A 22,858-nucleotide genomic window follows, 5' to 3' on the forward strand; every position below is an offset into this window, starting at 1 on the left:
GTAAATCGGTCATATTTCCTCTTAGTCTGACATTCCGCACGCTCGTTCTGTCCACAGGGCTTGCGCTCCATGTCCCCTCCGGCTAAGGGAAAGGACGGCCACATGCCCGCAGATCTCGCCGTCATCGGACTCGGCCACCTGGGCCTGCCCCTCGCCCAAGCCGCCGTCGCCGCCGGCATCCAGACCGTCGGATACGACACGGATCCATGCGCCGTCGCCGAACTCAACGCCGGACGCACCCACGTCGACGGTTCGCTCACCCCCGCCGACCTGCGCCGGATGCTCGCGGGCGGCTTCCGCACCGCGCTGGACCCGGCCGAGCTGGGCCGGGTCCGTACCGCCGTCATCTGCGCGCCCACCACCTTCGGCGCCGACCGCACCCTCGACCTCCGCGCGGTCGCCGAGGCCGCCCGCGCGCTAGCCGGGCGGCTACGGCCGCACACCACCGTCATCCTGGAGTCGGCCGCGCACCCCGGAACCACCGGGGAGTTCCTGCGCCCGCTCCTGGAAGAGGGCTCCGGCCTGCGGGCCGGGCGCGATTTCCACCTCGCCTACTCGCCGAGCCGCACCGACCCCGGCAACCGCACCCACAGCTTCGCGGCGACCCCGAAGGTCATCGGAGGGCTCACCCCCGCCTGCACGGAGTCGGCCGCCGCGTTCTACGGCCGCCTCACCGACAAGGTGGTCCGGGCCCGGGGCCTGCGCGAGGCCGAGATGTCCAAGCTCCTGGAAACCAACTTCCGGCACGTCAACATCGCCCTGGTCAATGAAATGGCCGTGCTCTGCCACGACATGGGCATCGACGTCTGGGACGTCATCCGCTGCTCGGAGACCAAGCCGTTCGGCTTCCAGGCCTTCCGTCCGGGACCGGGCGTGGGCGGCCACGGCATCCCGCTCGACCCGGCCCCGCTGCCGTACGCGGGCCTGCGCATGGTCAGCCTTGCCCGCGAGATCAACGCGCACATGCCCGGCTACGTCATCCAGCGCTCCACCACGCTCCTGAACGAGCACGGCAAGTCGGCCCGCGGCGCCCGCATCCTCCTGCTCGGCGTCACCTACAAGCCGGACTCCGGCGACCAGGAGGGCTCCCCCGCCCATGAGATCGCCGGGCGGCTGATGGATCTGGGCGCGCAGATCACGTACCACGACCCCCATGTGCCGACCTGGCGCGTCCACGACCAGCCGGTGCCGCGCGCGGACTCGCTCTACGAGGCCGCCGCCCACGCCGACCTGACGGTGCTGCTCCAGCACCACCACACGTACGACCTCCAGGGCCTGGCGGTCAAGGCGCAGTTGCTTCTGGACACCCGCGGCGCGACCCCGGCGGGGGCCGCCCACCGGCTGTGAAATCCTTGCGAATCAACGGCCCCCTGGCTGCTACTCTGCGGCGTTCACTTGTCGCACAGCTGTGCGCTTCGTCCCAGGGGGGACCACCTATGAGCCAGCCCGTCACGCCGCCGCCCCAGCCTTCCGGCCCTGAGCCGGACTTCGGATACCCGGCGGCCCCCGTGGCCCCGACACCGGTACGGGGGCCCGGCAACCTGGTGGGCGGCGCGCTCGCCGGCTTCGCGGCCGCCGTCGTCACCGGGCTGGCCTACGGCCTGATCACCGGCGCCATCGAGCGACAGTTCGGCTATGCGGCCTTCGGTATCGGCTTCGCGGTCGCGCTCGCAGCCTTCAAGGTGGGCGGGCGCAGCTTCTGGCTGTTCGTGATCTCGGCGCCCCTGGCAGTGGGCGCCACCTTCTTTGGCCAGCTCCTCGCGGTCGCGACGATCGAGACCAAGGGCACCTCCGAGTCGGTCACCGACGTGTTCCTCAGCCACTTCGGAGTGCTGCTCGACGCGTGGTCCCACGACCAGAGCATCCTGCGGTACGGGTTCCTCGCGCTTGCTGTCGTCGGCGCATGGGCGGGAGCCAGCCGCGCGACCGAGTAAAGCGAGCGATAGAAGAAGGGCCCGTACCGCTCGCCGCGGTACGGGCCCTTCTTCTCTGCGCCCGGCACGCCCTTATGCGGGCGCGACGCGGCCCAAACGTCAGCGCTTGTGCTGTGCGTCCGCCACCGTGACCTCGACCCGCTGGAACTCCTTGAGCTCGCTGTAGCCGGTCGTCGCCATCGAGCGGCGCAGGGCGCCGAACAGGTTCATCGAGCCGTCCGGCGTGTGCGAGGGACCGGTGAGGATCTCCTCGGTGGTGCCGACGATGCCCAGGTCGACGAGCTTGCCGCGCGGCACGTCCTCGTGGACGGCCTCCATGCCCCAGTGGTGGCCGCGGCCCGGCGCGTCGGTGGCGCGGGCCAGCGGGGAGCCCATCATCACCGAGTCGGCGCCGCAGGCCACGGCCTTCGGGATGTCGCCCGACCAGCCCACGCCGCCGTCCGCGATGACGTGGACGTACCGGCCGCCGGACTCGTCCATGTAGTCGCGGCGGGCCGCGGCGACATCGGCGACGGCGGTGGCCATCGGGACCTGGATGCCCAGGACGTTGCGGGTGGTGTGCGCGGCGCCGCCGCCGAAGCCCACCAGGACGCCGGCCGCGCCGGTGCGCATCAGGTGCAGGGCCGCGGTGTACGTGGCGCAGCCGCCGACGATGACCGGGACGTCCAGCTCGTAGATGAACTGCTTCAGGTTGAGCGGCTCGGCGGCGCCCGAGACGTGCTCGGCCGACACGGTGGTGCCGCGGATGACGAAGATGTCGACACCCGCGTCCACGACGGCCTTGGAGAACTGGGCGGTGCGCTGCGGGGAGAGCGCGGCGGCGGTGACGACACCGGAGTCGCGCACCTCCTTGATGCGCTGCCCGATCAGCTCTTCCTTGATGGGCGCCGCGTAGATCTCCTGGAGGCGGCGGCTGGCGGTCGCCTCGTCCAGGTCGGCGATCTCGTCGAGCAGCGGCTGCGGGTCCTCGTACCGGGTCCACAGGCCCTCGAGGTTCAGCACGCCGAGGCCGCCGAGCTCACCGATGCGGATCGCCGTCTGCGGCGAGACCACGGAGTCCATGGGGGCGGCCAGGAAGGGCAGCTCGAAACGGTAGGCATCGATCTGCCAGGCGATCGAGACCTCCTTCGGGTCCCGGGTACGCCGGCTCGGGACGATGGCGATGTCGTCGAACGCGTACGCCCTGCGGCCGCGCTTGCCGCGCCCGATCTCGATCTCAGTCACGTTGTGTGGGCCTTTCCCTCTACGTCTGCATGCCCCAGTATCCCCGACATACGGGCGAGGGGCGGCCCCGGGAACTCCCGGGGCCGCCCCTCGTCGGGTGCCGCGTGCTACTTCCTGCTGTAGTTCGGCGCCTCGACGGTCATCTGGATGTCGTGCGGGTGGCTCTCCTTGAGGCCCGCCGAGGTGATCCGGACGAACTTGCCGTTCTGCTGAAGCTCGGGGACCGTACGGCCGCCGACGTAGAACATCGACTGCCGCAGACCGCCGACGAGCTGGTGCACGACCGCGGAGACCGGGCCGCGGTAGGGCACCTGGCCCTCGATGCCCTCGGGGATCAGCTTGTCGTCGGTGGACACGGTCTCCTGGAAGTACCGGTCCTTGGAGAACGAACGCTGGTCGCCGCGGGTCTGCATCGCGCCGAGCGAGCCCATGCCGCGGTACGACTTGAACTGCTTGCCGTTGATGAAGAGCAGCTCGCCCGGGGACTCCTCGCAGCCCGCGAGCAGCGAGCCCAGCATCACCGTGTCGGCGCCCGCGACCAGGGCCTTGGCGATGTCGCCCGAGTACTGCAGGCCGCCGTCGCCGATGACCGGGATGCCCGCGGCCTTGGCGGCGAGCGAGGCCTCGTAGATCGCGGTGACCTGCGGGACGCCGATGCCGGCGACGACGCGGGTGGTGCAGATGGAGCCGGGGCCGACGCCGACCTTGATGCCGTCGACACCCGAGTCGATGAGCGCCTGGGCGCCGTCACGGGTGGCGATGTTGCCGCCGATGAGGTCGACGCCCGAGGAGTTCGACTTGATCTTGGCGACCATCTCGCCGACCAGGCGGGAGTGGCCGTGCGCGGTGTCCACGACGATGAAGTCGACACCGGCGGCGATCAGCGCCTGGGCCCGCTCGTAGGCGTCGCCCGCGACACCGACGGCGGCGCCGACGAGCAGCCGGCCGTCCTTGTCCTTGGCGGCGTTGGGGTACTTCTCGGCCTTGACGAAGTCCTTGACCGTGATGAGGCCCTTGAGGATGCCCGCGTCGTCGACGAGCGGCAGCTTCTCGATCTTGTGGCGGCGCAGCAGCTCCATGGCGTCCACGCCGGAGATGCCGACCTTGCCGGTGACCAGCGGCATCGGGGTCATGACCTCGCGCACCTGGCGGCTGCGGTCCGACTCGAAGGCCATGTCGCGGTTGGTGACGATGCCGAGCAGCTTGCCCGCCGAGTCGGTCACCGGGACGCCGCTGATGCGGAACTTGGCGCACAGCTCGTCGGCGTCGCGCAGCGTCGCATCCGGGTGCACCGTGATCGGGTCGGTGACCATGCCGGACTCGGAGCGCTTCACCAGGTCGACCTGGTTGGCCTGGTCCTCGATGGAGAGGTTGCGGTGCAGCACACCGGCGCCGCCCTGACGGGCCATGGCGATGGCCATGCGCGCCTCGGTGACCTTGTCCATCGCCGCGGAGAGCAGCGGGACGTTCACCTTGATGTTCTTCGAGAGGTACGAGGAGGTGTCGATCTGGTCGGGCGCCATGTCGGACGCGCCCGGCAGCAGCAGCACGTCGTCGTATGTCAGCCCGAGCGTCGCGAACTTCTCGGGCACTCCGTCGACGTTTGCAGTCATGACACCTTCCCCAATGGCCTTGATCGGTGCGGATGTCCATGCTAACGGGCTGTGCGGGTGTCTCATTCCACGAGCAAGATCATCGCGATTCTTTGTATGTTCGCACGTGGTTGGCAGGGGGTTGGCGCGCCTGTCACGCGCCCAAGGACGGCCTACTGCTCGGCGAGCGCTCGCAGCCTGCTCAGCGCGCGGTGCTGGGCGACCCGGACCGCGCCGGGCGACATGCCCAGCATCTGCCCGGTCTCCTCGGCGGTGAGGCCGACGGCGACCCGCAGCACCAGGAGCTCGCGCTGGTTCTCCGGAAGGTTGGCCAGGAGCTTCTTGGCCCATTCCGCGTCGCTGCTGAGCAGCGCGCGCTCCTCCGGGCCGAGCGAGTCGTCGGGCCGCTCCGGCATCTCGTCGGACGGCACGGCCGTCGAACCGGGGTGGCGCATCGCCGCCCGCTGGAGGTCGGCGACCTTGTGCGAGGCGATGGCGAAGACGAAGGCCTCGAAGGGGCGCCCGGTGTCGCGGTAGCGCGGCAGCGCCATCAGGACGGCGACGCAGACTTCCTGGGCGAGGTCCTCGACGAAGTGGCGAGCATCACCCGGCAGCCGGTTGAGCCGGGTGCGGCAATAGCGCAGCGCGAGGGGGTGGACATGCGCGAGCAGATCGTGCGTCGCCTGCTCGTCGCCGTCGACAGCACGGTGGACGAGTGCACCGATGACCCCGTGGGCCGCAGCCTCGTCGTCGCGCATCGATCCATGGTGCCCCGGCGTCGTCCCCTCCGTGGCACCGCGTCCGTAGTTGTGCACCGAAGCGTTATGAGCGGGTGCGCCGGAACTCATCCCCTGCACCCCCCTCCCGCTCGACCGACCTGTCCCCGAGGAACTCCACACCTACAAGGATGCGGCATCGCGGCGGAAGCATCACCTACTGCTGCCGTTCGCGGGGCGACCGGGCCCGCCCGCCCGACGGCGGACGGGGCTCCGACCGGCTGTTGCACCTGCCGTCAGCGCACCAGGCCCCAGCGGAAACCGAGCGCGACGGCGTGCGCCCGGTCCGAGGCGCCGAGCTTCTTGAACAGCCGTCGGGCATGCGTCTTGACCGTGTCCTCGGAGAGGAACAGCTCGCGGCCGATCTCGGCGTTGGAGCGGCCGTGGCTCATGCCTTCGAGCACCTGGATCTCCCGCGCGGTGAGCGTGGGCGCCGCGCCCATTTCGGCCGACCGCAGCCTGCGCGGAGCGAGCCGCCAGGTCGGGTCGGCGAGCGCCTGGGTGACGGTCGCCCGCAGCTCGGCGCGCGAGGCGTCCTTGTGCAGATAACCGCGGGCCCCGGCGGCGACCGCGAGCGCGACCCCGTCGAGATCCTCGGCGACCGTGAGCATGATGATCCGGGCGCCCGGGTCTGCGGACAGCAGCCGGCGGACGGTCTCCACGCCGCCCAGACCGGGCATGCGTACGTCCATCAGAATCAGGTCCGAGCGATCGGCACCCCAGCGGCGGAGGACTTCCTCGCCGTTGGCCGCCGTCGTCACACGCTCGACGCCGGGCACGGTCGCAACCGCGCGGCGGAGCGCCTCGCGGGCAAGCGGGGAGTCGTCGCAGACGAGGACTGATGTCATGGCCGCCCTCCGCAGCTGATGCGCGTCACCTTGAGCCTCCAGGCTGGGTACATGTGTCACCTGTGCGATTGACGCCCTCGGACACCTGCCCGAGCGCTTGTTGTTTCAATCGCCTCCGCACTCTCAACGACGGTCACTCGAAAGAGTTACGGGTCGGACGGGCACGTTCGGCACTCTACGTGAGGAAGCGCGCACACAGGAGAGTGTCGCAGACTGTCCGTCCAACTTTTGGAGCTATGCCCCATTTAGCGGCTTTTCTTCCCTTTTTCTGGTGTCTGCGGCTAGATTCCCAATGAGTCATATTTACATCTACTTACACAGGAGATGTACCTTCGTCGGTACCTACGTTTCGGATGAGCCCCTGTGCACACCCGTCCCGTACCGGCCCGCCCATCCGCCTCAGCACGGTTTCAAGGGGACAAGAGCCATGGCAGATTTCTCCCGCCTTCCCGGACCGAACGCCGATCTGTGGGACTGGCAGCTCCTCGCGGCCTGCCGTGGGGTCGACAGCTCGCTCTTCTTCCACCCGGAAGGCGAGCGCGGCGCGGCACGGAGCGCGCGCGAGAGCTCGGCGAAAGAGGTGTGCATGCGCTGCCCGGTGCGTGCACAGTGCGCGGCTCACGCCCTGGCCGTGCGAGAGCCCTACGGCGTGTGGGGCGGGCTCACCGAGGACGAGCGCGAAGAGCTCATGGGCAGGGCGCGCAACCGCCTGGTGACGGCCGCCGCACCGGCCGGCGGCGGCATGGGCCCCTCCTAGGCACTCCGGCGCGGACCGGATCAGAAGAAACGTTTCTGCATCGTTTGGTCCAGCGACGGGTTTGGTCCAGCGACGGGTTTGACCCGGCTACGGCCGCAAAGCGGCGGCTTGTGGCCGCGCCCCCTTGTCGCGCCTAGCCGCGGGCGGCGGCCCGGGTCAGCTGGTCCAGCGTGGCCGCGACGGCCGGGACCTGTGCCAGGTCGGGCAGCGTGAGAGCGACGATCTCCCGCTCGACGGCGGGCTCGACGGCGACCGTGCGCGCACCCTTGGGCCGTACGGATTCGATGGCGAGCTCCGGCATCACCGCGACACCCAGCCCCGCACCCACCAGGCCGATCACCGCCGGGTAGTCGTCGGTCGCGAAGTCGATGCGCGGGGTGAACCCGGACTCCTCGCAGACCTCCACCAGTTGGCGCCGGCAGCGCGGGCAGCCCGCGATCCAGGGCTCGTCCGCCAGGTCCCTGATGGCGACGGTGCCTGCCTCGGCCAGTGCGTGCCCCTCGGGCACCAGGCCGACCAGGCGGTCGACGAGCAGCGGGCGCACCACCAGGTCGTCCCACTCCGTGGCGTTCGAGCCGTACCGGAAGGCGAGCGCGATGTCGCAGTCGCCCTCGCGGAGCATCTCCACCGAGCGCGGCGGCTCGGCCTCGACGAGCGAGACCCGGGTGCCCGGGTGGGCCGCGCGCAGGGCGGCGAGCGCGGTCGGCACGAGCGTGGAGGACCCGCTCGGGAAGGAGACCAGGCGCACCCGGCCGGCCCGCAGCCCGGCGATGGCGGCGACCTCCTCCTCCGCCGCGGTCAGCCCGGCGAGGATCCCGGCGGCGTGCCGGACCAGGACCTCGCCGGCCTGGGTCAGGCGCATCTCGCGGCCGGTGCGGATCAGGAGCGGGGTGCCCGCGGACGATTCGAGGGCCTTCATCTGCTGGCTGACGGCGGGCTGGGTGCAGCCCAGCTCGCGGGCCGCCGCCGAGAAGGAGCCGGTGGCGGCGACGGCGCGCAGGACGCGGAGATGACGGGCCTCGATCATTCCTCAAGCATAAGCGAATCTTGGAGAGCGCGGCGATAAATCGGTCGCTGCTTTGGGTTTGGCTCGGCTAGCGTGCCGCCATGGAGCTTCTGTCTGTGAATCTGGGCCGCGCCAGGGCCGCCGGCTACACCGACGCCAAGGGCGGCGTCACCGGCATCGACAAGCGGCCGGTGAGCGGCGCGGTCCGGGTGTTCGCTCCGGGCCCCAAGGGTGTGGGCGCCAGCGGTGTCGAGGGCGACGACGTCTGCGACCTGCGCCACCACGGCGGTGACCACCAGGCCGTCTACGCCTACGCCCGCGAGGACCTGGACGTCTGGGCCGAGGAGCTCGGCCGCGACCTGCCCAACGGCTCGTTCGGCGAGAACCTCACGACGTACGGCGTCGATGTGAACGATGCCCGGATCGGCGAGCGCTGGCGGATAGGCCGCGACGTGGTCCTCGAAGTCGCCTCCGGACGGATTCCCTGCCGGACGTTCGGGGGCTGGCTCGATCAGAAGGGGTGGGTCCGGCGCTTCACACAGGCGGCGGTTCCGGGCGCGTACTTCCGGGTGATCGAACCGGGCGAGATCCGTGCGGGCGATGCGATCGAGGTGATCGAGCGACCGGATCACGAAGTTTCGGTGACCTTTTGGTTCCGGGCGTTCACGACCGAGCGGGCGCTCCTTCCGCGCACCCTTGCGGCGGGCGACGCCCTGGAGCCCGAGGCGATCGAGACCGTACGGAAGTACCTGGCCAAGCAGGGCTCATAGCGGCCGGAGCCCGAGCCGCTCCCCTCAAGATCGCCACAAACCCCTCAAAGGCTGTCGCTATTGGGCCAGTTCATGCGGGTCACGACCGGTTGGGCGGCCGGGCGGGGGCGGTCATCGCATGCCCACCGGGGGCATTAACGTGCGCCTATGACGACTGCACTGATTACGGGAGCAACGGCGGGCATCGGCGCGGCGTTCGCGCGGCGCCTCGCGGCCGACGGACACGATCTGGTGCTGGTGGCCCGGGACACCAAGAGGCTGAGCGAGCAGGCCACCGAGTTGCACGACCGGCACGGCATCGAGGCCGAGGTGCTGACCGCCGACCTGTCCACGGAGGACGGGATCGCCGCGGTCGAGGCGCGGCTCTCGCAGCCCAGGCAGCCGGTCGATCTCCTGGTCAACAACGCCGGGTTCGGCAACAAGGGCCGCTATCTCGAAGTGTCCATGGCGGACGAACTCACCATGATCAAGGTGCACATCGAGGCCGTTCTCAGGCTGACCTCGGCAGCGACCGCCTCGATGCGCGAGCGCGGACGCGGCGGGGTCGTGAACGTGGCCTCGGTCGCCGCCTTCGTGCCGCGCGGCACCTATGGCGCGTCCAAGGCGTGGGTCGTGCAGTTCACCCAGGGCGCGGCCCGGGACCTCGCCGGGTCCGGGGTGCGCCTGATGGCGCTGTGCCCGGGCTTCGTGCGAACCGAGTTCCACCAGCGGGCCGGCATGGGCACCGACAACATCCCGGGCTGGCTGTGGCTGGACGCCGACAAGCTGGTGGCCGCCGCGCTGACCGACCTCGCGCGCGGCAAGTCGCTCTCGATCCCCGACCCGCGCTACAAGGCGCTGATGGGCGCGGTGAAGCTGGCGCCACGCGGCCTGCTCGGCGGCATCACCTCCAAGACGGGCCGGAAGTACGGCCCGAAGTGAGCCGGCCGCCGTGGCCGCGAGGGCCGCGGCGGGGCCTCACCTGTCCTCCGTACGGACGGTCGGGGAGGCGGAGTCGAGCACGAGCCGGCAGGTGGTTCCGTTCTGCCAGGTCACCCGGACGGTGTGGCCGGTGACCTGGATGTCGGCGAGGGTGTGGACCGGGCTCGGGTCCGGCTCGGCGGTGAGGGAGGCGAGCGCGATGAACAGGGATGCCGCGCTGCCGGTAGCTCCGTGGAGCGCCCGGATGTCCGAGGCGGGCCCGAACAGGGTTGATCCTGCGGCCAGTTGGCGCACCTCTGCCCCGTAGCCGTGCACGGGGTGCAGCTGGGCGGTGCGGCCGGGGGTGGTGGCCCAGCCGGTCTGGCGGACGGGGGTGCCCGGCTCGGCCCCGGTGACGAGGTGGGCGCGGAGTTCGGCGCGGCCGTGCGCGAGGGTGACCGAGACGATCCGCACGCCGGGCGGGCCCGGCCGCGGCTCGGACAGGGATGCCGCCCAGCCGGGACCGCTGCCGAGCGGGACGGCCGGGCCCCGGGTGGTGGACTCCCCCTCTGCCAGCAGCCCGAAGTGGTTGTCGGGCACGCCGTCGGAGGTGGGTCCGGTGGCGGTCGAGTAGGCGAAGCGGGAGTACCAGGGGTCCTCGTCCGCGCCGCCGTCCACGTGGTGGTTGCTGCCGTGGTTGTGGAGGCGGATCAGGCCGTCCGCGGCCGTCGACTGGATCAGCAGGCCCGGCGGGCCGAGGGTCATGGTGGCGTCCTCGGTCTCGGCCGGCAGCGGCTCCTCGACGGCCGTCCATACGGGGTGCTCGGGCGGCAGCAGCAGTCCGAGGTAGCCCTTGGACGCCCAGTACGGGGATGCGGGGCCCGAGTAGTGCTGGATCGCCGGTGGGTACGGGCCGTGCCAGCCCAGGGTGAGCAGCCCGGCGGCGTCGGTCGCGCCCCGGCCTTCGGGCCGGTCGAGGAAGTACTTCAGGGTGCCCGAGGCCAGTCGGCGGGTGGCTCCGGGGCTGAGCGGGGTGTGACCGGTGAGCGCGCCGAGCCAGGGTGCGGCCGCGGCGGCGAACCGGTAGGTCAGCGATCGCCCGTACGGCATCGGCGCGCCGTCGGCGCCGAACAGGCGGCTGTGGGCGTCGAGTTGGGCGTGCAGCCGGGGACCGTAGCGGTCCAGCAGGTCCTGGTCGTCACTCAGATACCCGTGCAGGACGGGATAGAAGTGGAGGGCCCAGGCGTTGTAGTGGTCGAAGGAGCGGTTCGGTCCGTCGCTGTACCAGCCGTCACCGAGGTACCACTGGTCGATGCGTTCCAGGGCGCGCTCGATGGTGGCCTTGGCACGGTCTGTCTCGATGCCGGCGTCCTGGAGGAATCCGGCGACGGTGAGGCCGAACAGCCACCAGTTGTTGTCGATCGGGGACGGACCGAGGGCGGGCAGCAGCCAGTCGACGGCGCGCCGGCGGGTGCGGTCGTCGAGCTTGTCCCACAGCCAGGGGCGGGTGAGGCGGAGGCCGAGGGCGACGGAGGCCGCCTCGACGATCGCCTGCCGTACGTGGGTGGTGAGCGGCCAGGCGTCGGGAGACTCCGGGCCCAACTCACCGGTCTTGACGGGCAGTCGAGTACCCGAGGCGAGCCCCTCGGCGTAGCGGTCGAGGTGGCCGTGGGGGTCGTCGCCCCGGGCCCCGGCCACGCGGAGCGCTGCGAGCAGCCAGGTACGGGCATAGCCTTCGAGCCCGTCGGAGCGCGGCCCCGACCAGCCGGCCCGGGCGCCGGGCAGATTGATCAGCCCCCACCGGGGCGAGGCGTAGGGCCGCACGGCCAGGAGCAGTCGATCCGCCGACCGCTCCCAGTGCGCACGGGTCCAGCCGGTGTAGGGGCTGAGCTCCCGGTTCTCGGACGGGGTGGGCATGGTGTCCCCCTGAAGCTGAAGACGGAGGCGGAGCGCGAGCGCCCCGGCACCCGTCCCGTGCCGGTGAATCTCTGGGAACTTAGAACTCCGTCTGATCGAACGTCAATGGATCGGACCGAATGATCGAAACTCCCATCGTTCGATCACGTTGCATTAGGGTCTGGGCCCAACCGGGCCGCCACACCGCGAAGGGGATGCCGCTGTGCGTGAAAGTGCTGCTGAACGTCATGACCGACTGCTGGGGCTGGTGCGCGGGCGCGGCTCGGCGCGGGTGTCCGAGCTCGCCGCGCAGTTGGGGGTCTCGCCGGTGACCGTGCGGCGGGACGTGGAGTTCCTCGCCAACGAGGGGCGGCTCGACCGGGTGCACGGGTCGGTGTCCTGGCCCGGCACCGGGGAGGCCGCCCACCCCCAGGCCCCGGCCCGCCTCCCGTCCCAGGGCCCCGGCGCGCGCGAGCTCGTCATCGGCATGCTGGCGCCCAACGCCACGTACTACTTCGCCGAGGTCATCCGGGGTGCGCACGAGGCGGCCGCCGCCGCGGGGGCGCGGCTCATCCTGCGGATCTCGGACTACCGGCCGCAGGAGGACGCGGGGCGGGCGGCCGGGCTGCTCGCGGCCGGGGCCGAGGGCCTCCTGATCGCGCCGGGCTGGAAGGAGCCGGACGACCCGGTCGAGCACGGCGCCTGGATCGCCGGCCTCCCGGTGCCCACCGTGCTCCTGGAGCGGCGCGGTGTGCCCGGCCGGGAGCTGGACGACCTGGACCGGGTCTGCTCGGACCACAGCCACGGCGTGCTCCTCGCGGTGCGCCATCTGCTGGGGCTGGGGCACAGCACGCCCCTGCTCGTGGCCCGCGCGGACAGCCCGACGGCGATCGCGGTGCGCGCCGGATACCGGTACGCGCTCGACTCGCTCGGCCTCGAGCCGCCGCTGCCGGTGATCGGTTCGGTGTCGGCCGAGGCGGATCCCGCCGGGTTCGAGCGGGCCGTGCAGGCGCTGCGTACCGCGGTCCTGGCCGGGCAGGCCACGGCGGCGCTCGTGCACAACGACGTGGACGCGATCCGGATCGTGCAGCGCCTGGCCGAACTGGGCGTACGGGTGCCGGAGAACCTGGCGCTCGTGGCGTACGACGACGAGGTGGCCGCCCTCGCGGACATCCCGCTCACCGCGGTCGCGCCGCCCAAGCACGAGGTCGGGCGGTACGCCGCCGAGCTGCTGATCGAGCGCCTGCGCGGCACGCCGACGGCGGGTTCGGGCGGGCCCGAAGAGGCCCCGCGGCGCCATGTCGACCTGCTGCCGAGGCTGCGCGTGCGGGCTTCATGCGGGGCACCCTCCGCCACTTTGGGGAGCCCCGTGAGCGTTCGGTCCTGAGCCGCGGCCGTCCTCCGCGACGACTCACACCGTCGACGCCACACACCCCCACCCCTCGCTCCCTCGACACCACACGCGACCGTTCGAAACCGTCCAGGATCATTCAATCCCTCTCTGATCTTTTTTCGATCAATCGAACTTTCGCTCTTGACTTCGGTCAGAACTGGGCCAAGGATCGCGGCCATCGCCTCGTCCCCTCACGTTCAGGAGCCGTTCCGTGAGCCGCAGTTGGACCAGATCGGCCTCCGCCCTCGTCGGCACCGCCACCGCTCTCGCCGTGCTCACGGCCTGCGGTGGCGGGGACAGCAAGTCGGACGGCGCGGGAAAGGGCACCGCCGACAAGCCCGTCACCATCACGTTCTGGGCCTGGCAGAAGGGCTCCAAGGACGTGGTGGACGCCTTCAACGCCTCCCACAAGAACATCCGGGTGAAGTTCGAGGAGATCCCCTCCGGAAACGCCGGCGGCTACGCCAAGATCTCCAACGCGGTGAAGGCCGGCAACGCCCCGGACCTCGTCACCGTCGAGTACCCGATGCTCCCGGAGTTCGTCAGCCAGGGCTCGTTCCAGGACATCAGCAAGTACGTCACCGACGACGTGAAGAAGCAGTTCCTGCCGCAGTCGATCCAGCAGACCACGCTCGGCGGCAAGAACTGGGCGATCCCCTTCGACGCCGCGCCCCAGGCGTACTTCTACCGCAAGGACTTCTTCGAGAAGAACAGGATCGAAGTCCCCAAGACCTGGGACGAGTTCAAGGCCGCCGCCCAGAAGGCCAAGGCCGCCGACCCCAAGGCGCGCATCGGCACGTTCTTCCCGGACGACCCGACCACCTTCGAGGCGATGGCCTGGCAGGCCGGCGCCCAGTGGTTCAAGGCCGACGGCGATACCTGGAAGCTCAACACCGCCGACGCCGCCACCCACAAGGTCGCCGACTACTGGCAGGGCCTGATCGACGACAAGCTCGTACAGAACGCGGTCTCCTTCAGCCCCGAGTGGACGGCCTCGCTCAAGGACGGCTCCACCGTCGGCTACCTCGGCGCCTCGTGGGGCGCGGGCGTCCTCAAGGGCACCGTGCCCGACCAGAGCGGCAAGTGGGCGGTGGCCCCCGTGCCCACCTGGGACGGCAAGCCGGCCAGCGGGATGCTCGGCGGCTCCACCTGGGCGGTGACCAAGGGCAGCACGAAGACCGAGGCGGCCCTCGAATTCGCCCAGTGGATGTCGACCACTCCGGAAGGCATCGACGCCCGCATCAAGTCCGGAACGTCGAGCGCCTTCCCGGCCGACGTCGCGCTGCGCCCGACCGCCAAGAAGGCCTTCGACACGAGCTTCTACGCCGGCCAGGACATCTACCGGCTCTTCGACTCCGCAGGCAGCTCGATCAACGCCAACTGGGGCTGGGGACCGAGCATGGGCACCACCAACACCACGCTCAAGGACCAGCTCGGCAAGGTCGCCGGCGGATCCGTGAAGATCACCGACGCGATCGGTGCCGCCCACGACGCCACCGTCACCGAGCTGAAGAAGCGCGGACTGAAGGTCGAGGGCTGACCGGATGAGGCCCGGCACCACGGCCGCCGACACCGGGCCGCACCCCGACACGGCTGCCGCACGCACCGCAGCCGCACACACCGAAGGGGCACCCGTGACGGCCGCACGCAAGGCGTCCCGGACCCGGCGGGCGCGGGGCCGGGCCACCGGCGCCGCGGCCGGCGTGCTGCTCACCCCCTTCTTCGTCCTGTTCACCGCCGTGACGGTGGTGCCGATCGGGTACGCCCTCTGGCTGAGCCTGTTCACCGAGAAGCAGTCCGGGCTCGGCTTCGGCGGCGCCACCTCCGTGTTCAGCGGGCTCGACAACTACACGGCAGCGCTTGGCGACCGGGCCTTCCGCGAGGGCTTCTGGGTGCTCGCCGGCTACTGCGTCGTGTACATCCCGCTGATGGTCGCCGGCGCCCTCGCGCTCGCGCTGCTGCTCGACTCGACGCTGGCCCGCGCCCGCCGCTTCTTCCAGCTGGCCCTGTTCCTGCCACACGCCGTGCCCGGCATCATCGCCGCGCTGGTCTGGGTCTACCTCTACACCCCGGGCCTCAGCCCCGTCGTGAAGGCGATGAACTCCGGCGGCATCGGCTTCGACTTCTTCTCCTCCGGCGGCACGCTCCCCTCCGTCGTCAACATCGCGCTGTGGGAATGGCTCGGCTACAACATGGTGATCTTCTACGCGGCGCTCCAGGCCATCGACCGCTCCGTCCTGGAGGCGGCCACCATGGACGGTGCGGGCGAGTGGCGCACCGCGTTCGGCATCAAACTCCCGCTGATCCGCGCCTCGTTGGTGATGGTGTCGCTCTTCACCGTCATCGGCTCGCTCCAGCTCTTCACCGAGCCGCTGATCCTCAACCAGGGCGGCAGTTCCACGGTCACCTCCACCTGGACGCCCAACATGTACGCCTACACCGCCGCGTTCAGCCGCAACGACTACGGCCTCGCCGCCGCCTCGGCCGTGCTCCTCGCGCTCGCCGCGGCCCTGCTCTCCTTCGTCGTCACCCGCCTCACCAACCGGAAGGGGGCCAAGGCATGACCTCCCCCGCCGCCATACCCGGGCAACGGAGCCGCTGGCTGTCCAGGACCGCGGTCAACGGCACGCTGCTGCTCTCCGTTCTCTACACGCTGTTCCCCCTGGTGTGGCTGGTCACGGCCGCCACCAAGGACACCGGCGGCCTGCTGTCCGGCGAGGCCTTCTCGTTCAAGGGTTTCGACCTCGGCCACAACCTGTCGCAGCTCGCCTCGTACAACGACGGCGTCTACTTCCGCTGGTACCTCAACTCCCTGCTGTACGCGGGCGGTGGCGCCGCCGTGTGCGCGCTGGTCAGCGTCGCCGCGGGGTACGCCTTCGACAAGTACGCCTTCCGCGGCAAGGAGAAGCTGTTCGGCGTCGTGCTGCTCGGCGTGCTCGTGCCCACCACCGCGCTCGCCCTGCCCATGTACCTGCTGGCGAGCAAGGTCGGCCTGGTCAACACGTACTGGTCGGTGCTGATCCCCGTTCTGGTCAACCCGTTCGGGGTTTATCTGTCCCGGGTGTTCAGCGCGAGCTACATCCCCGACGAGGCCCTGGAGGCCGCCCGTATCGACGGGGCGGGCGAGCTGCGCACGTTCTGGTCGATCGGTCTGCGCATGGTGATGCCGGGCTTCGTGACCGTGTTCCTCTTCCAGTTCACCGCGATCTGGAACAACTTCTTCCTCCCCCTGGTCATGCTCAGCGACCAGAAGCTCTTCCCGCTGAGCCTCGGTCTGTACGCCTGGAACAGCAACACCCATGCCGAGCCGAGCTACTACCCTCTCGTCGTCACCGGCTCCCTCCTCGCCGTCATCCCCCTGATCGTCGCCTTCGTCTCCCTCCAGCGGCACTGGAGGGCCGGGCTCGCCGCCGGCAGCGTCAAATGACCGGCCCGGACACCCCGTTACCCCTGGCCAGCGCCTCGTGAGGAGCCCGAGTCCCACCATGCACCACACCACTGACAATCGGCCCGCTCTGCTGCTCGCGATGGGGCCCGGCATCGCGGACCGCCTCCTCACGGACCGCCACCGCACCCGGCTCGCCGCCCTCGCCCGCACCGACCCGTACCTGGTCGCCGACGACCTCGCCGCGCCCACCGCACCGGTCGCCGCCGCCCTCGCCGAGGCCCGGATCCTGCTCACCTGCTGGGGCGCGCCCCCGCTCACCGCGGACGTCCTGGACGCGGCCCCCCACCTGCGCGCGGTGGTCCACGCGGCGGGCTCCGTCAAGCACCACATCACCGACGCCTGCTGGGAACGCGGCATCGCGGTGACGTCGGCCGCCGCGGCCAACGCCCTGCCGGTCGCCGAATACACGCTGGCCGCGATCCTCTTCGCGGGAAAGGACGTGCTGCGCTCGGCCCAGCGCTACGCCGAACTGCGCACCACCCCCGAGTGGTTGAGCGAGACCGGACGCACGGGGAACTACCGCCGCACCGTCGGCCTGATCGGCGCGTCCCGCATCGGCCGCCGCGTCATCGAGCTGCTGCGCCCCTTCGATTTCGAAGTCCTCCTGTACGACCCGTACGTGAGCGGAACCGAAGCGGCATCGCTGGGCGTTGAACAGGTGTCCCTGGACGAGCTGTGCTCCCGCAGCAGCGTCGTCTCCGTCCACGCGCCCCAGCTCCCCGAGACCCATCGCATGCTCGGCGCCCGCCAACTGGCCCTGATGCCGACGGGTGCCACGCTGGTCAACACCGCGCGCGGCTCCCTGGTCGACGAGCCCGCCCTGCTCGCCGAGCTTCTCTCGGGCCGCCTGCACGCGGTCCTGGACGTGACGGATCCCGAACTGCCGCCCCGGGAATCCCCGTTGTACGACCTGCCGAACGTCCTGCTGACCCCGCACATCGCGGGCTCGCTGGGCAACGAACTGCACCGCATGGCGGACCGGGCGCTCGACGAGGTGGAGCGGTTCGCGGCCGGTGTGCCGTTCGCTGATCCCGTACTCCCGGCGGCGCTGCGCCACTCGGCGTGAGCCGCTCTCCACGGAGCAAACGGGCCAAATATCACTAAACTGGACGTAATGCACCCCGAGCCGGCCGGGAGGAGCCATGACATTCGCACAGGTGATCGACTTCAAGACCGAACGGTTCAGTGACCTGGACCGGCTCATGGACCGCTGGGTCGAACAGACCAAGGGCAAGCGGACCGCGTCGCACAGCCTCCTCGGCAAGGACCGCGCCGACGGGAACCACTTCGTCGAGGTCATCGAATTTCCCTCGTACGAGGAGGCGATGGCGAACTCGAAGCTCCCGGAGACCGACCGGATCTTCGCCGAGATGGTCGCGCTCTGCGACGGCGCGCCCACCTTCACGGACCTGGATGTGGTGCGCAACGACCAGTTGAACGCGACAACCGCCCGCCGCTTCTTCCACGAGATCGTCGTGGGCGGCAACCTCGACGCGATCGACGAGGTGTTCGCGGCCGACTACGCCGACCACGACATCATCAAGGAGCAGGACACGGTCGTCGGCCGCGACGAGCTGCGCAGCGACGTCACCGGATGGCGGTCGGCCTTCGACTTCGCCTTCGACCTCGACCGGCAGATCTGCGAGGGCGACGACGTGGTGACGCTGTGGACCTTCACGGGCACCCACACGGGCGACTTCCAGGGCATCCCGGCCACCGGCAAGCAGGTCACCATGACCGGCACCACGATCTTCCGGTTCAAGAACGACACGATCCAGGAAGGCTGGTGGCACTACGACATCATGGGGCTGATGAAGCAGCTGGGCCTCATGGGCTGAGCAGCCGGGACCTCCCGCAACGGGGGCAACCGGGGCAACGGGGAAAGCCCCCGCTCCCGCCGAAACGGCGGGAGCGGGGGCCTTCACACGTACTGCGGGCCCGACGTCGCAGACGTCAGTGGCTGTGGCCGTGACCGTGGCCGTGACCGGCGTCGGCCTCTTCCTCGGCCGGCTTCTCGACGACCAGGGTCTCGGTCGTGAGCAGCAGGGACGCGATGGAGGCGGCGTTCTCCAGGGCGGAGCGGGTGACCTTGACCGGGTCGATGACGCCGGCCTTGACCAGGTCGCCGTACTCGCCGGTGGCGGCGTTGAAGCCGAAGCCCTTGTCGAGCTCGCTCACCTTGGAGGTGATGACGTAGCCCTCGAGGCCGGCGTTCTCGGCGATCCAGCGCAGCGGCTCGACCACGGCGCGGCGGACGACCGCGACACCGGTGGCCTCGTCGCCGGCCTTGTCCAGGTTGCCGTCCAGGACCTTGGCGGCGTGCACCAGGGCGGAGCCACCACCGGAGACGATGCCCTCCTCGACCGCGGCGCGGGTCGCGGAGATGGCGTCCTCCAGACGGTGCTTGCGCTCCTTGAGCTCGACCTCGGTGGCGGCACCGACCTTGATCACGCACACGCCGCCGGCCAGCTTCGCGAGGCGCTCCTGGAGCTTCTCGCGGTCCCAGTCGGAGTCCGTGGCCTCGATCTCGGCCTTGATCTGGTTGACGCGGCCCTCGACGTCGGCGCTGTTGCCGCCGCCGTCGACGATCGTGGTGTCGTCCTTGGTGATGGTGACGCGGCGCGCGGTGCCGAGCACCTCGAGACCGGCCTGGTCGAGCTTGAGGCCGACCTCTTCGGCGATGACGGTCGCACCGGTGAGGGTGGCGATGTCCTGCAGCATGGCCTTGCGACGGTCGCCGAAGCCCGGGGCCTTGACGGCCACGGCGTTGAACGTGCCGCGGATCTTGTTGACGACCAGGGTGGAGAGCGCCTCGCCCTCGACGTCCTCGGCGATGATCAGGAGCGGCTTGGAGGCGCCGGCCTGGATGACCTTCTCCAGGAGCGGCAGCAGGTCCTGGATCGAGGAGATCTTGCCCTGGTTGATCAGGATGTACGGGTCGTCGAGGACGGCCTCCATACGCTCCTGGTCGGTGACCATGTAGTGCGAGAGGTAGCCCTTGTCGAAGGCCATGCCCTCGGTGAACTCGAGCTCCACACCGAAGGTGTTGGACTCCTCGACGGTGATGACACCGTCCTTGCCGACCTTGTCCATGGCCTCGGCGATGAGCTCGCCGATCTGCTTGTCCTGGGCGGACAGCGCGGCGACGGCGGCGATGTCGGTCTTGTCCTCGATCGGACGGGCGGTCGCGAGGAGCTCGTCGGAGACGGCCTTGACCGCGGCGTCGATGCCCTTCTTCAGGGCGGCCGGGGAGGCGCCGGCGGCGACGTTGCGCAGGCCCTCGCGGACCAGCGCCTGGGCCAGGACGGTCGCGGTGGTGGTGCCGTCACCCGCGATGTCGTTGGTCTTGGTCGCCACCTCCTTGACGAGCTGGGCGCCCAGGTTCTCGTACGGGTCGTCGAGCTCGACCTCGCGCGCGATGGTGACACCGTCGTTGGTGATGGTGGGGGCACCGAACTTCTTGTCGATGACGACGTTGCGGCCCTTGGGGCCGATCGTCACCTTGACGGTGTCGGCAAGCTTGTTGACGCCGCGCTCAAGGGCGCGACGGGCGTCCTCGTCGAACTTCAGGATCTTCGCCATGGGAGCGGTTCAGCCCTCTCGAAAACTCGGGTTAATGACACTGCGCCCCTCGCCGCCCGGCAATCAGCGGGGTGACCAGGGGCGCAGCTCTCAAAGCATTCGCTTCGAACTCGAAGTACTCGCGTACTTCGGTGAATTACTTCTCGATGATCGCGAGCACGTCGCGGGCCGAGAGGACGAGGTACTCCTCGCCGTTGTACTTCACCTCGGTGCCGCCGTACTTGCTGTACAGCACGATGTCGCCGGTGCTGACGTCGAGCGGAAGACGCTCGCCGTTCTCGAAGCGGCCCGGACCCACGGCCAGGACGACGCCCTCCTGGGGCTTCTCCTTGGCGGTGTCCGGAATGACCAGGCCGGAGGCCGTGGTCTGCTCGGCGTCGAGCGGCTGGACCACAATGCGGTCCTCGAGCGGCTTGATGGCAACCTTGGAGCTGGCGGTCGTCACGATCCGGTCTCCCCCTTCGGAGATCTCACGGGGTTAACTGTCTGGGGTGGCGACCAGGTGGATCCGTCGTCGCGGGTGCCGGACCTGCCCGTCGCTACTTGGCACTCTCCGGTGGGGAGTGCCAGAAGCGAGACTAGGACGGTGATTAGCACTCGGTCAAGCGGAGTGCCAATCTGCCACCGCCACGGCGGACGCTTCCCGGCCTTCCAGCCACCTGTGTGACCCTGGACGGCATGCGCATTCTGGTCGTCGAGGACGAAACCGGGCTCGCCGACTCGCTGCGTCGGGGCATCTCCGCCGAGGGCCACTGGGTCGACCTCGCGCACGACGGCCACCGCGGCCTCGATCTGGCGCTCACCGGCGGGTACGACGCGATCGTGCTCGACCTGATGCTGCCGGGGCTCAGCGGCTACGAGATCTGCCGCCGGATGCGGCGGCTCGGCGATCCCACCCCCGTCCTGATGCTGACCGCCAAGGACGGCGAGTACGACGAGGCCGACGGGCTCGACTCGGGCGCCGACGACTATCTGGCCAAGCCCTTCTCGTTCGTGGTGCTGCTCGCCCGGCTCCGCGCGCTCGGCCGCCGGGCCGGGGCCGCGCGCCAGGACACCCTCCAGGCCGGCGACCTCACCCTGGATACCGCCGCCCGGCGCTGCCGGCGCGGCGAGCGCGAGATCGAGCTGACCGCCCGGGAGCTGGCCGTCCTGGCCTGCCTGATGGCCGAGCCGGGCCAGGCCGTCGCCAAGCAGCACATCCTGGACGAGGTCTGGGACAGCGGCGCGGGGCCGGACGGCGGGATCGATCCGAACATCGTCGAGGTCTATGTCTCTTCGCTCAGGAAGAAGATCGATTCTCCGTTCGGCCGTCGATCGATCCTGACCGTGCACGGGGTCGGCTACCGGATGGCGCCCGATGGGGGCTGAGCCGCACAAGCTCATGAAGTGGCCGCTGCCCCGGACCGTGCGGGGAAAGGTCGCCGCGGCCGCCGCCCTCGCGATGGCGCTGCTGCTCGCCGCGGGCGGCATCTGGCTCTACATCGTGCTGCGCTCCAACCTCCTCGACAACACCACCGGCCGCACCGAGCTGGCCGCCCGCAAGGTCGCCGCCCAGGTGGACAACGGGACCGTACGAGCACAGCTGCCGCCGCCGGACGACGGCGTCGACCTCGTCGTCGTGCTCGACGAGCGCGGCCGGGTCACCGCCGCCAGCCAGGAGACCGGCGCCGCCGGGGAGCTGGCCGGTCTGCGCCCGCCGGACGGACAGGACTCGGCCTCCCGGCTCCTGAAGGACGCGGGCCGCCACGAGGTCGCCGTCGTCGTACGCGCCCAGATTCCCGGCGGCCCCGCGAGCTATGTGTACGGGATGACCGTGCTCAGCGACGTCGACGACGCGACCGGCGCCATCGGGTGGGCCCTGTTCGCCAGCGCCCCGCCGCTGATCGCGCTCGCCGCCGCCATCGCCTGGGCCGGCACCGGACTCGCGCTGCGCCCGGTGACCTCGATCCGCACCGAGCTCGCCGAGGTCAGCTCCAGCGAGCTGGACCGGCGGGTCCCCGACCCCGGCGGCGCCGACGAGATCGCGCTGCTCGCCCGGACCGTGAACGCCACCCTCGACCGGCTCGAACAGGCCCATGTCCGCCAGCGCGAGTTCGTCGCCGACGCCTCGCACGAGCTGCGCAACCCGATCGCCGCGGTCCGCTCCCGGCTCGAAGTCGCCCTGGCCGCACCGGACTCGGCCTCGGTGCGAGCCGCGCTAGACGACACCGAGCGGCTCCAGCGGATCGCCGCCGACCTGCTGCTCCTGGCCCGCCTCGACGCCCACCCGCAGCCCCTGGCCGAGCCCGTCGACCTGACGCTGCTCGCGGCCGAGGACACCGCCCGCAGGCGGGCCGCCCGGGTCCCGGTCGAGCTGCACGCGGACGCTCCCGTGCCGGTGCGCGGCGACCCGGCACAGCTGGAGCGGATGCTGGCCAACCTCGTCGACAACGCGGTGCGTCATGCCCGTACCGCGGTACGGGTGCGGGCCGCCCGGCAGGGAGCGGACGCGGTCCTCGAAGTCGCCGACGACGGGCCCGGCATCCCGGCCGCCGACCGGTCCCGGGTCTTCGAGCGCTTCGTACGCCTGGACACCGCCCGCGCCCGCGAGAGCGGCGGCACCGGGCTCGGGCTCGCGATCGCCCGCGAGATCGCGCGGGCCCACGGCGGGGAGCTGTCGGTGGGGGCGGGCCCGGGTGCGACGTTCACCGTGCGGCTGCCGGGGAGCCCCCTGAAAGCAACGGGGTCCTGAA

The 22,858-nt window shown here is 70.6% G+C and carries 21 protein-coding genes; 13 read left to right on the forward strand and 8 right to left on the reverse strand.

Annotated elements, in window-relative coordinates; genetic code table 11:
• Positions 1-102 precede the first annotated feature (102 nt).
• On the forward strand, positions 103-1,347 hold the full coding sequence (locus tag IE206_RS17100) for a nucleotide sugar dehydrogenase (RefSeq protein ID WP_189963027.1): 1,245 nt from the start codon (positions 103-105) through the stop codon (positions 1,345-1,347).
• A gap of 89 nt (positions 1,348-1,436) precedes the next feature.
• A complete protein-coding gene (locus IE206_RS17105; protein ID WP_189963028.1) occupies positions 1,437-1,934 on the forward strand; it encodes a hypothetical protein in 498 nt (165 codons plus the stop codon).
• Between the two features lie 99 nt (positions 1,935-2,033).
• Here IE206_RS17105 and IE206_RS17110 read toward each other — a convergent pair whose 3' ends face one another.
• From IE206_RS17110 to IE206_RS17125, 4 genes are all read right to left on the reverse strand, one after another.
• Positions 2,034-3,158, reverse strand: coding sequence for a GuaB3 family IMP dehydrogenase-related protein (locus tag IE206_RS17110; protein ID WP_189963029.1), 1,125 nt, complete (start codon positions 3,156-3,158; stop codon positions 2,034-2,036).
• 107 nt (positions 3,159-3,265) lie between these two features.
• Positions 3,266-4,771, reverse strand: a complete 1,506-nt coding sequence (gene guaB, locus IE206_RS17115; protein ID WP_189963030.1) for an IMP dehydrogenase — start codon at positions 4,769-4,771, stop codon at positions 3,266-3,268.
• Between the two features lie 152 nt (positions 4,772-4,923).
• Positions 4,924-5,508: a sigma-70 family RNA polymerase sigma factor gene (locus IE206_RS17120; RefSeq protein ID WP_114037140.1), complete on the reverse strand. Its 585-nt coding sequence runs from the start codon at positions 5,506-5,508 to the stop codon at positions 4,924-4,926.
• A gap of 254 nt (positions 5,509-5,762) precedes the next feature.
• Positions 5,763-6,374: a response regulator transcription factor gene (locus IE206_RS17125; protein WP_003948568.1), complete on the reverse strand. Its 612-nt coding sequence runs from the start codon at positions 6,372-6,374 to the stop codon at positions 5,763-5,765.
• A gap of 427 nt (positions 6,375-6,801) precedes the next feature.
• Between IE206_RS17125 and IE206_RS17130 the strand changes: the two genes are divergently transcribed.
• Positions 6,802-7,131 (forward strand): WhiB family transcriptional regulator, encoded by a 330-nt coding sequence (locus IE206_RS17130; RefSeq protein WP_189963031.1) that lies wholly within the window; start codon positions 6,802-6,804, stop codon positions 7,129-7,131.
• 133 nt (positions 7,132-7,264) lie between these two features.
• On the opposite strand, the gene IE206_RS17135 is transcribed toward IE206_RS17130, so the two are convergent.
• Positions 7,265-8,158 (reverse strand): LysR family transcriptional regulator, encoded by an 894-nt coding sequence (locus IE206_RS17135; RefSeq protein WP_189963032.1) that lies wholly within the window; start codon positions 8,156-8,158, stop codon positions 7,265-7,267.
• Between the two features lie 80 nt (positions 8,159-8,238).
• On the opposite strand from IE206_RS17135, the gene IE206_RS17140 reads away from it, so the two are divergent.
• Together IE206_RS17140 and IE206_RS17145 are read left to right on the forward strand one after the other, a co-directional pair.
• A complete protein-coding gene (locus tag IE206_RS17140) occupies positions 8,239-8,907 on the forward strand; it encodes an MOSC domain-containing protein (RefSeq protein WP_189963033.1) in 669 nt (222 codons plus the stop codon).
• 147 nt (positions 8,908-9,054) lie between these two features.
• Positions 9,055-9,828, forward strand: coding sequence for an SDR family NAD(P)-dependent oxidoreductase (locus tag IE206_RS17145; protein WP_189963034.1), 774 nt, complete (start codon positions 9,055-9,057; stop codon positions 9,826-9,828).
• Positions 9,829-9,864: 36 nt separating this feature from the next.
• On the opposite strand, the gene IE206_RS17150 is transcribed toward IE206_RS17145, so the two are convergent.
• Complete coding sequence (locus IE206_RS17150; RefSeq protein WP_189963035.1) at positions 9,865-11,724, reverse strand: DUF2264 domain-containing protein; 1,860 nt, start codon at positions 11,722-11,724, stop codon at positions 9,865-9,867.
• A gap of 202 nt (positions 11,725-11,926) precedes the next feature.
• Here IE206_RS17150 and IE206_RS17155 point away from each other — a divergent pair, with 202 nt between their 5' ends.
• The 6 genes from IE206_RS17155 (at position 11,927) to IE206_RS17180 (ending at position 18,382) form a co-directional block, all read left to right on the forward strand.
• Complete coding sequence (locus IE206_RS17155) at positions 11,927-13,090, forward strand: substrate-binding domain-containing protein (RefSeq protein WP_189963036.1); 1,164 nt, start codon at positions 11,927-11,929, stop codon at positions 13,088-13,090.
• A gap of 217 nt (positions 13,091-13,307) precedes the next feature.
• The gene (locus IE206_RS17160; RefSeq protein ID WP_189963037.1) at positions 13,308-14,636 is read left to right on the forward strand and encodes an ABC transporter substrate-binding protein; all 1,329 of its coding nucleotides are present in this window, start codon (positions 13,308-13,310) and stop codon (positions 14,634-14,636) included.
• Between the two features lie 4 nt (positions 14,637-14,640).
• Entirely contained in the window at positions 14,641-15,660 is a 1,020-nt protein-coding gene (locus tag IE206_RS17165) for a carbohydrate ABC transporter permease (protein WP_189963038.1), read from the forward strand.
• Entirely contained in the window at positions 15,657-16,523 is an 867-nt protein-coding gene (locus tag IE206_RS17170; RefSeq protein WP_189963039.1) for a carbohydrate ABC transporter permease, read from the forward strand. Before IE206_RS17165 ends, IE206_RS17170 begins: the two co-directional genes overlap by 4 nt.
• A gap of 58 nt (positions 16,524-16,581) precedes the next feature.
• Entirely contained in the window at positions 16,582-17,610 is a 1,029-nt protein-coding gene (locus tag IE206_RS17175; protein ID WP_189963040.1) for a hydroxyacid dehydrogenase, read from the forward strand.
• 76 nt (positions 17,611-17,686) lie between these two features.
• Positions 17,687-18,382: an ester cyclase gene (locus IE206_RS17180; RefSeq protein ID WP_189963041.1), complete on the forward strand. Its 696-nt coding sequence runs from the start codon at positions 17,687-17,689 to the stop codon at positions 18,380-18,382.
• A 115-nt stretch (positions 18,383-18,497) separates the two neighbouring features.
• On the opposite strand, the gene groL is transcribed toward IE206_RS17180, so the two are convergent.
• Positions 18,498-20,126, reverse strand: coding sequence for a chaperonin GroEL (groL, locus tag IE206_RS17185; protein ID WP_189963042.1), 1,629 nt, complete (start codon positions 20,124-20,126; stop codon positions 18,498-18,500).
• Positions 20,127-20,262: 136 nt separating this feature from the next.
• Positions 20,263-20,571: a co-chaperone GroES gene (groES, locus tag IE206_RS17190; RefSeq protein WP_053727656.1), complete on the reverse strand. Its 309-nt coding sequence runs from the start codon at positions 20,569-20,571 to the stop codon at positions 20,263-20,265.
• A gap of 233 nt (positions 20,572-20,804) precedes the next feature.
• Between groES and IE206_RS17195 the strand changes: the two genes are divergently transcribed.
• Both IE206_RS17195 and IE206_RS17200 read left to right on the forward strand, forming a co-directional pair.
• Positions 20,805-21,494 (forward strand): response regulator transcription factor, encoded by a 690-nt coding sequence (locus tag IE206_RS17195; RefSeq protein WP_189963043.1) that lies wholly within the window; start codon positions 20,805-20,807, stop codon positions 21,492-21,494.
• Positions 21,484-22,857 carry a sensor histidine kinase gene (locus tag IE206_RS17200; protein ID WP_189963044.1) on the forward strand — a complete coding sequence of 458 codons (1,374 nt, stop codon included), beginning with the start codon at positions 21,484-21,486 and terminating at the stop codon, positions 22,855-22,857. Before IE206_RS17195 ends, IE206_RS17200 begins: the two co-directional genes overlap by 11 nt.
• Position 22,858: the final 1 nt, after the last annotated feature.

This window comes from Streptomyces violascens, from assembly GCF_014649955.1.
GTDB classification, from domain to species: domain Bacteria; phylum Actinomycetota; class Actinomycetes; order Streptomycetales; family Streptomycetaceae; genus Streptomyces; species Streptomyces violascens.

Coding starts and splice junctions, on each gene's coding strand:
- IE206_RS17100 (WP_189963027.1), top strand. CDS start 103: ATGCCCGCAGATCTCGCCGTCATCGGACTCGGCCACCTGGGCCTGCCC.
- IE206_RS17105 (WP_189963028.1), top strand. CDS start 1,437: ATGAGCCAGCCCGTCACGCCGCCGCCCCAGCCTTCCGGCCCTGAGCCG.
- guaB (WP_189963030.1), bottom strand. CDS start 4,771: ATGACTGCAAACGTCGACGGAGTGCCCGAGAAGTTCGCGACGCTCGGG.
- IE206_RS17120 (WP_114037140.1), bottom strand. CDS start 5,508: ATGCGCGACGACGAGGCTGCGGCCCACGGGGTCATCGGTGCACTCGTC.
- IE206_RS17125 (WP_003948568.1), bottom strand. CDS start 6,374: ATGACATCAGTCCTCGTCTGCGACGACTCCCCGCTTGCCCGCGAGGCG.
- IE206_RS17130 (WP_189963031.1), top strand. CDS start 6,802: ATGGCAGATTTCTCCCGCCTTCCCGGACCGAACGCCGATCTGTGGGAC.
- IE206_RS17135 (WP_189963032.1), bottom strand. CDS start 8,158: ATGATCGAGGCCCGTCATCTCCGCGTCCTGCGCGCCGTCGCCGCCACC.
- IE206_RS17140 (WP_189963033.1), top strand. CDS start 8,239: ATGGAGCTTCTGTCTGTGAATCTGGGCCGCGCCAGGGCCGCCGGCTAC.
- IE206_RS17145 (WP_189963034.1), top strand. CDS start 9,055: ATGACGACTGCACTGATTACGGGAGCAACGGCGGGCATCGGCGCGGCG.
- IE206_RS17150 (WP_189963035.1), bottom strand. CDS start 11,724: ATGCCCACCCCGTCCGAGAACCGGGAGCTCAGCCCCTACACCGGCTGG.
- IE206_RS17165 (WP_189963038.1), top strand. CDS start 14,641: ATGAGGCCCGGCACCACGGCCGCCGACACCGGGCCGCACCCCGACACG.
- IE206_RS17170 (WP_189963039.1), top strand. CDS start 15,657: ATGACCTCCCCCGCCGCCATACCCGGGCAACGGAGCCGCTGGCTGTCC.
- IE206_RS17175 (WP_189963040.1), top strand. CDS start 16,582: ATGCACCACACCACTGACAATCGGCCCGCTCTGCTGCTCGCGATGGGG.
- IE206_RS17180 (WP_189963041.1), top strand. CDS start 17,687: ATGACATTCGCACAGGTGATCGACTTCAAGACCGAACGGTTCAGTGAC.
- groL (WP_189963042.1), bottom strand. CDS start 20,126: ATGGCGAAGATCCTGAAGTTCGACGAGGACGCCCGTCGCGCCCTTGAG.
- IE206_RS17195 (WP_189963043.1), top strand. CDS start 20,805: ATGCGCATTCTGGTCGTCGAGGACGAAACCGGGCTCGCCGACTCGCTG.
- IE206_RS17200 (WP_189963044.1), top strand. CDS start 21,484: ATGGGGGCTGAGCCGCACAAGCTCATGAAGTGGCCGCTGCCCCGGACC.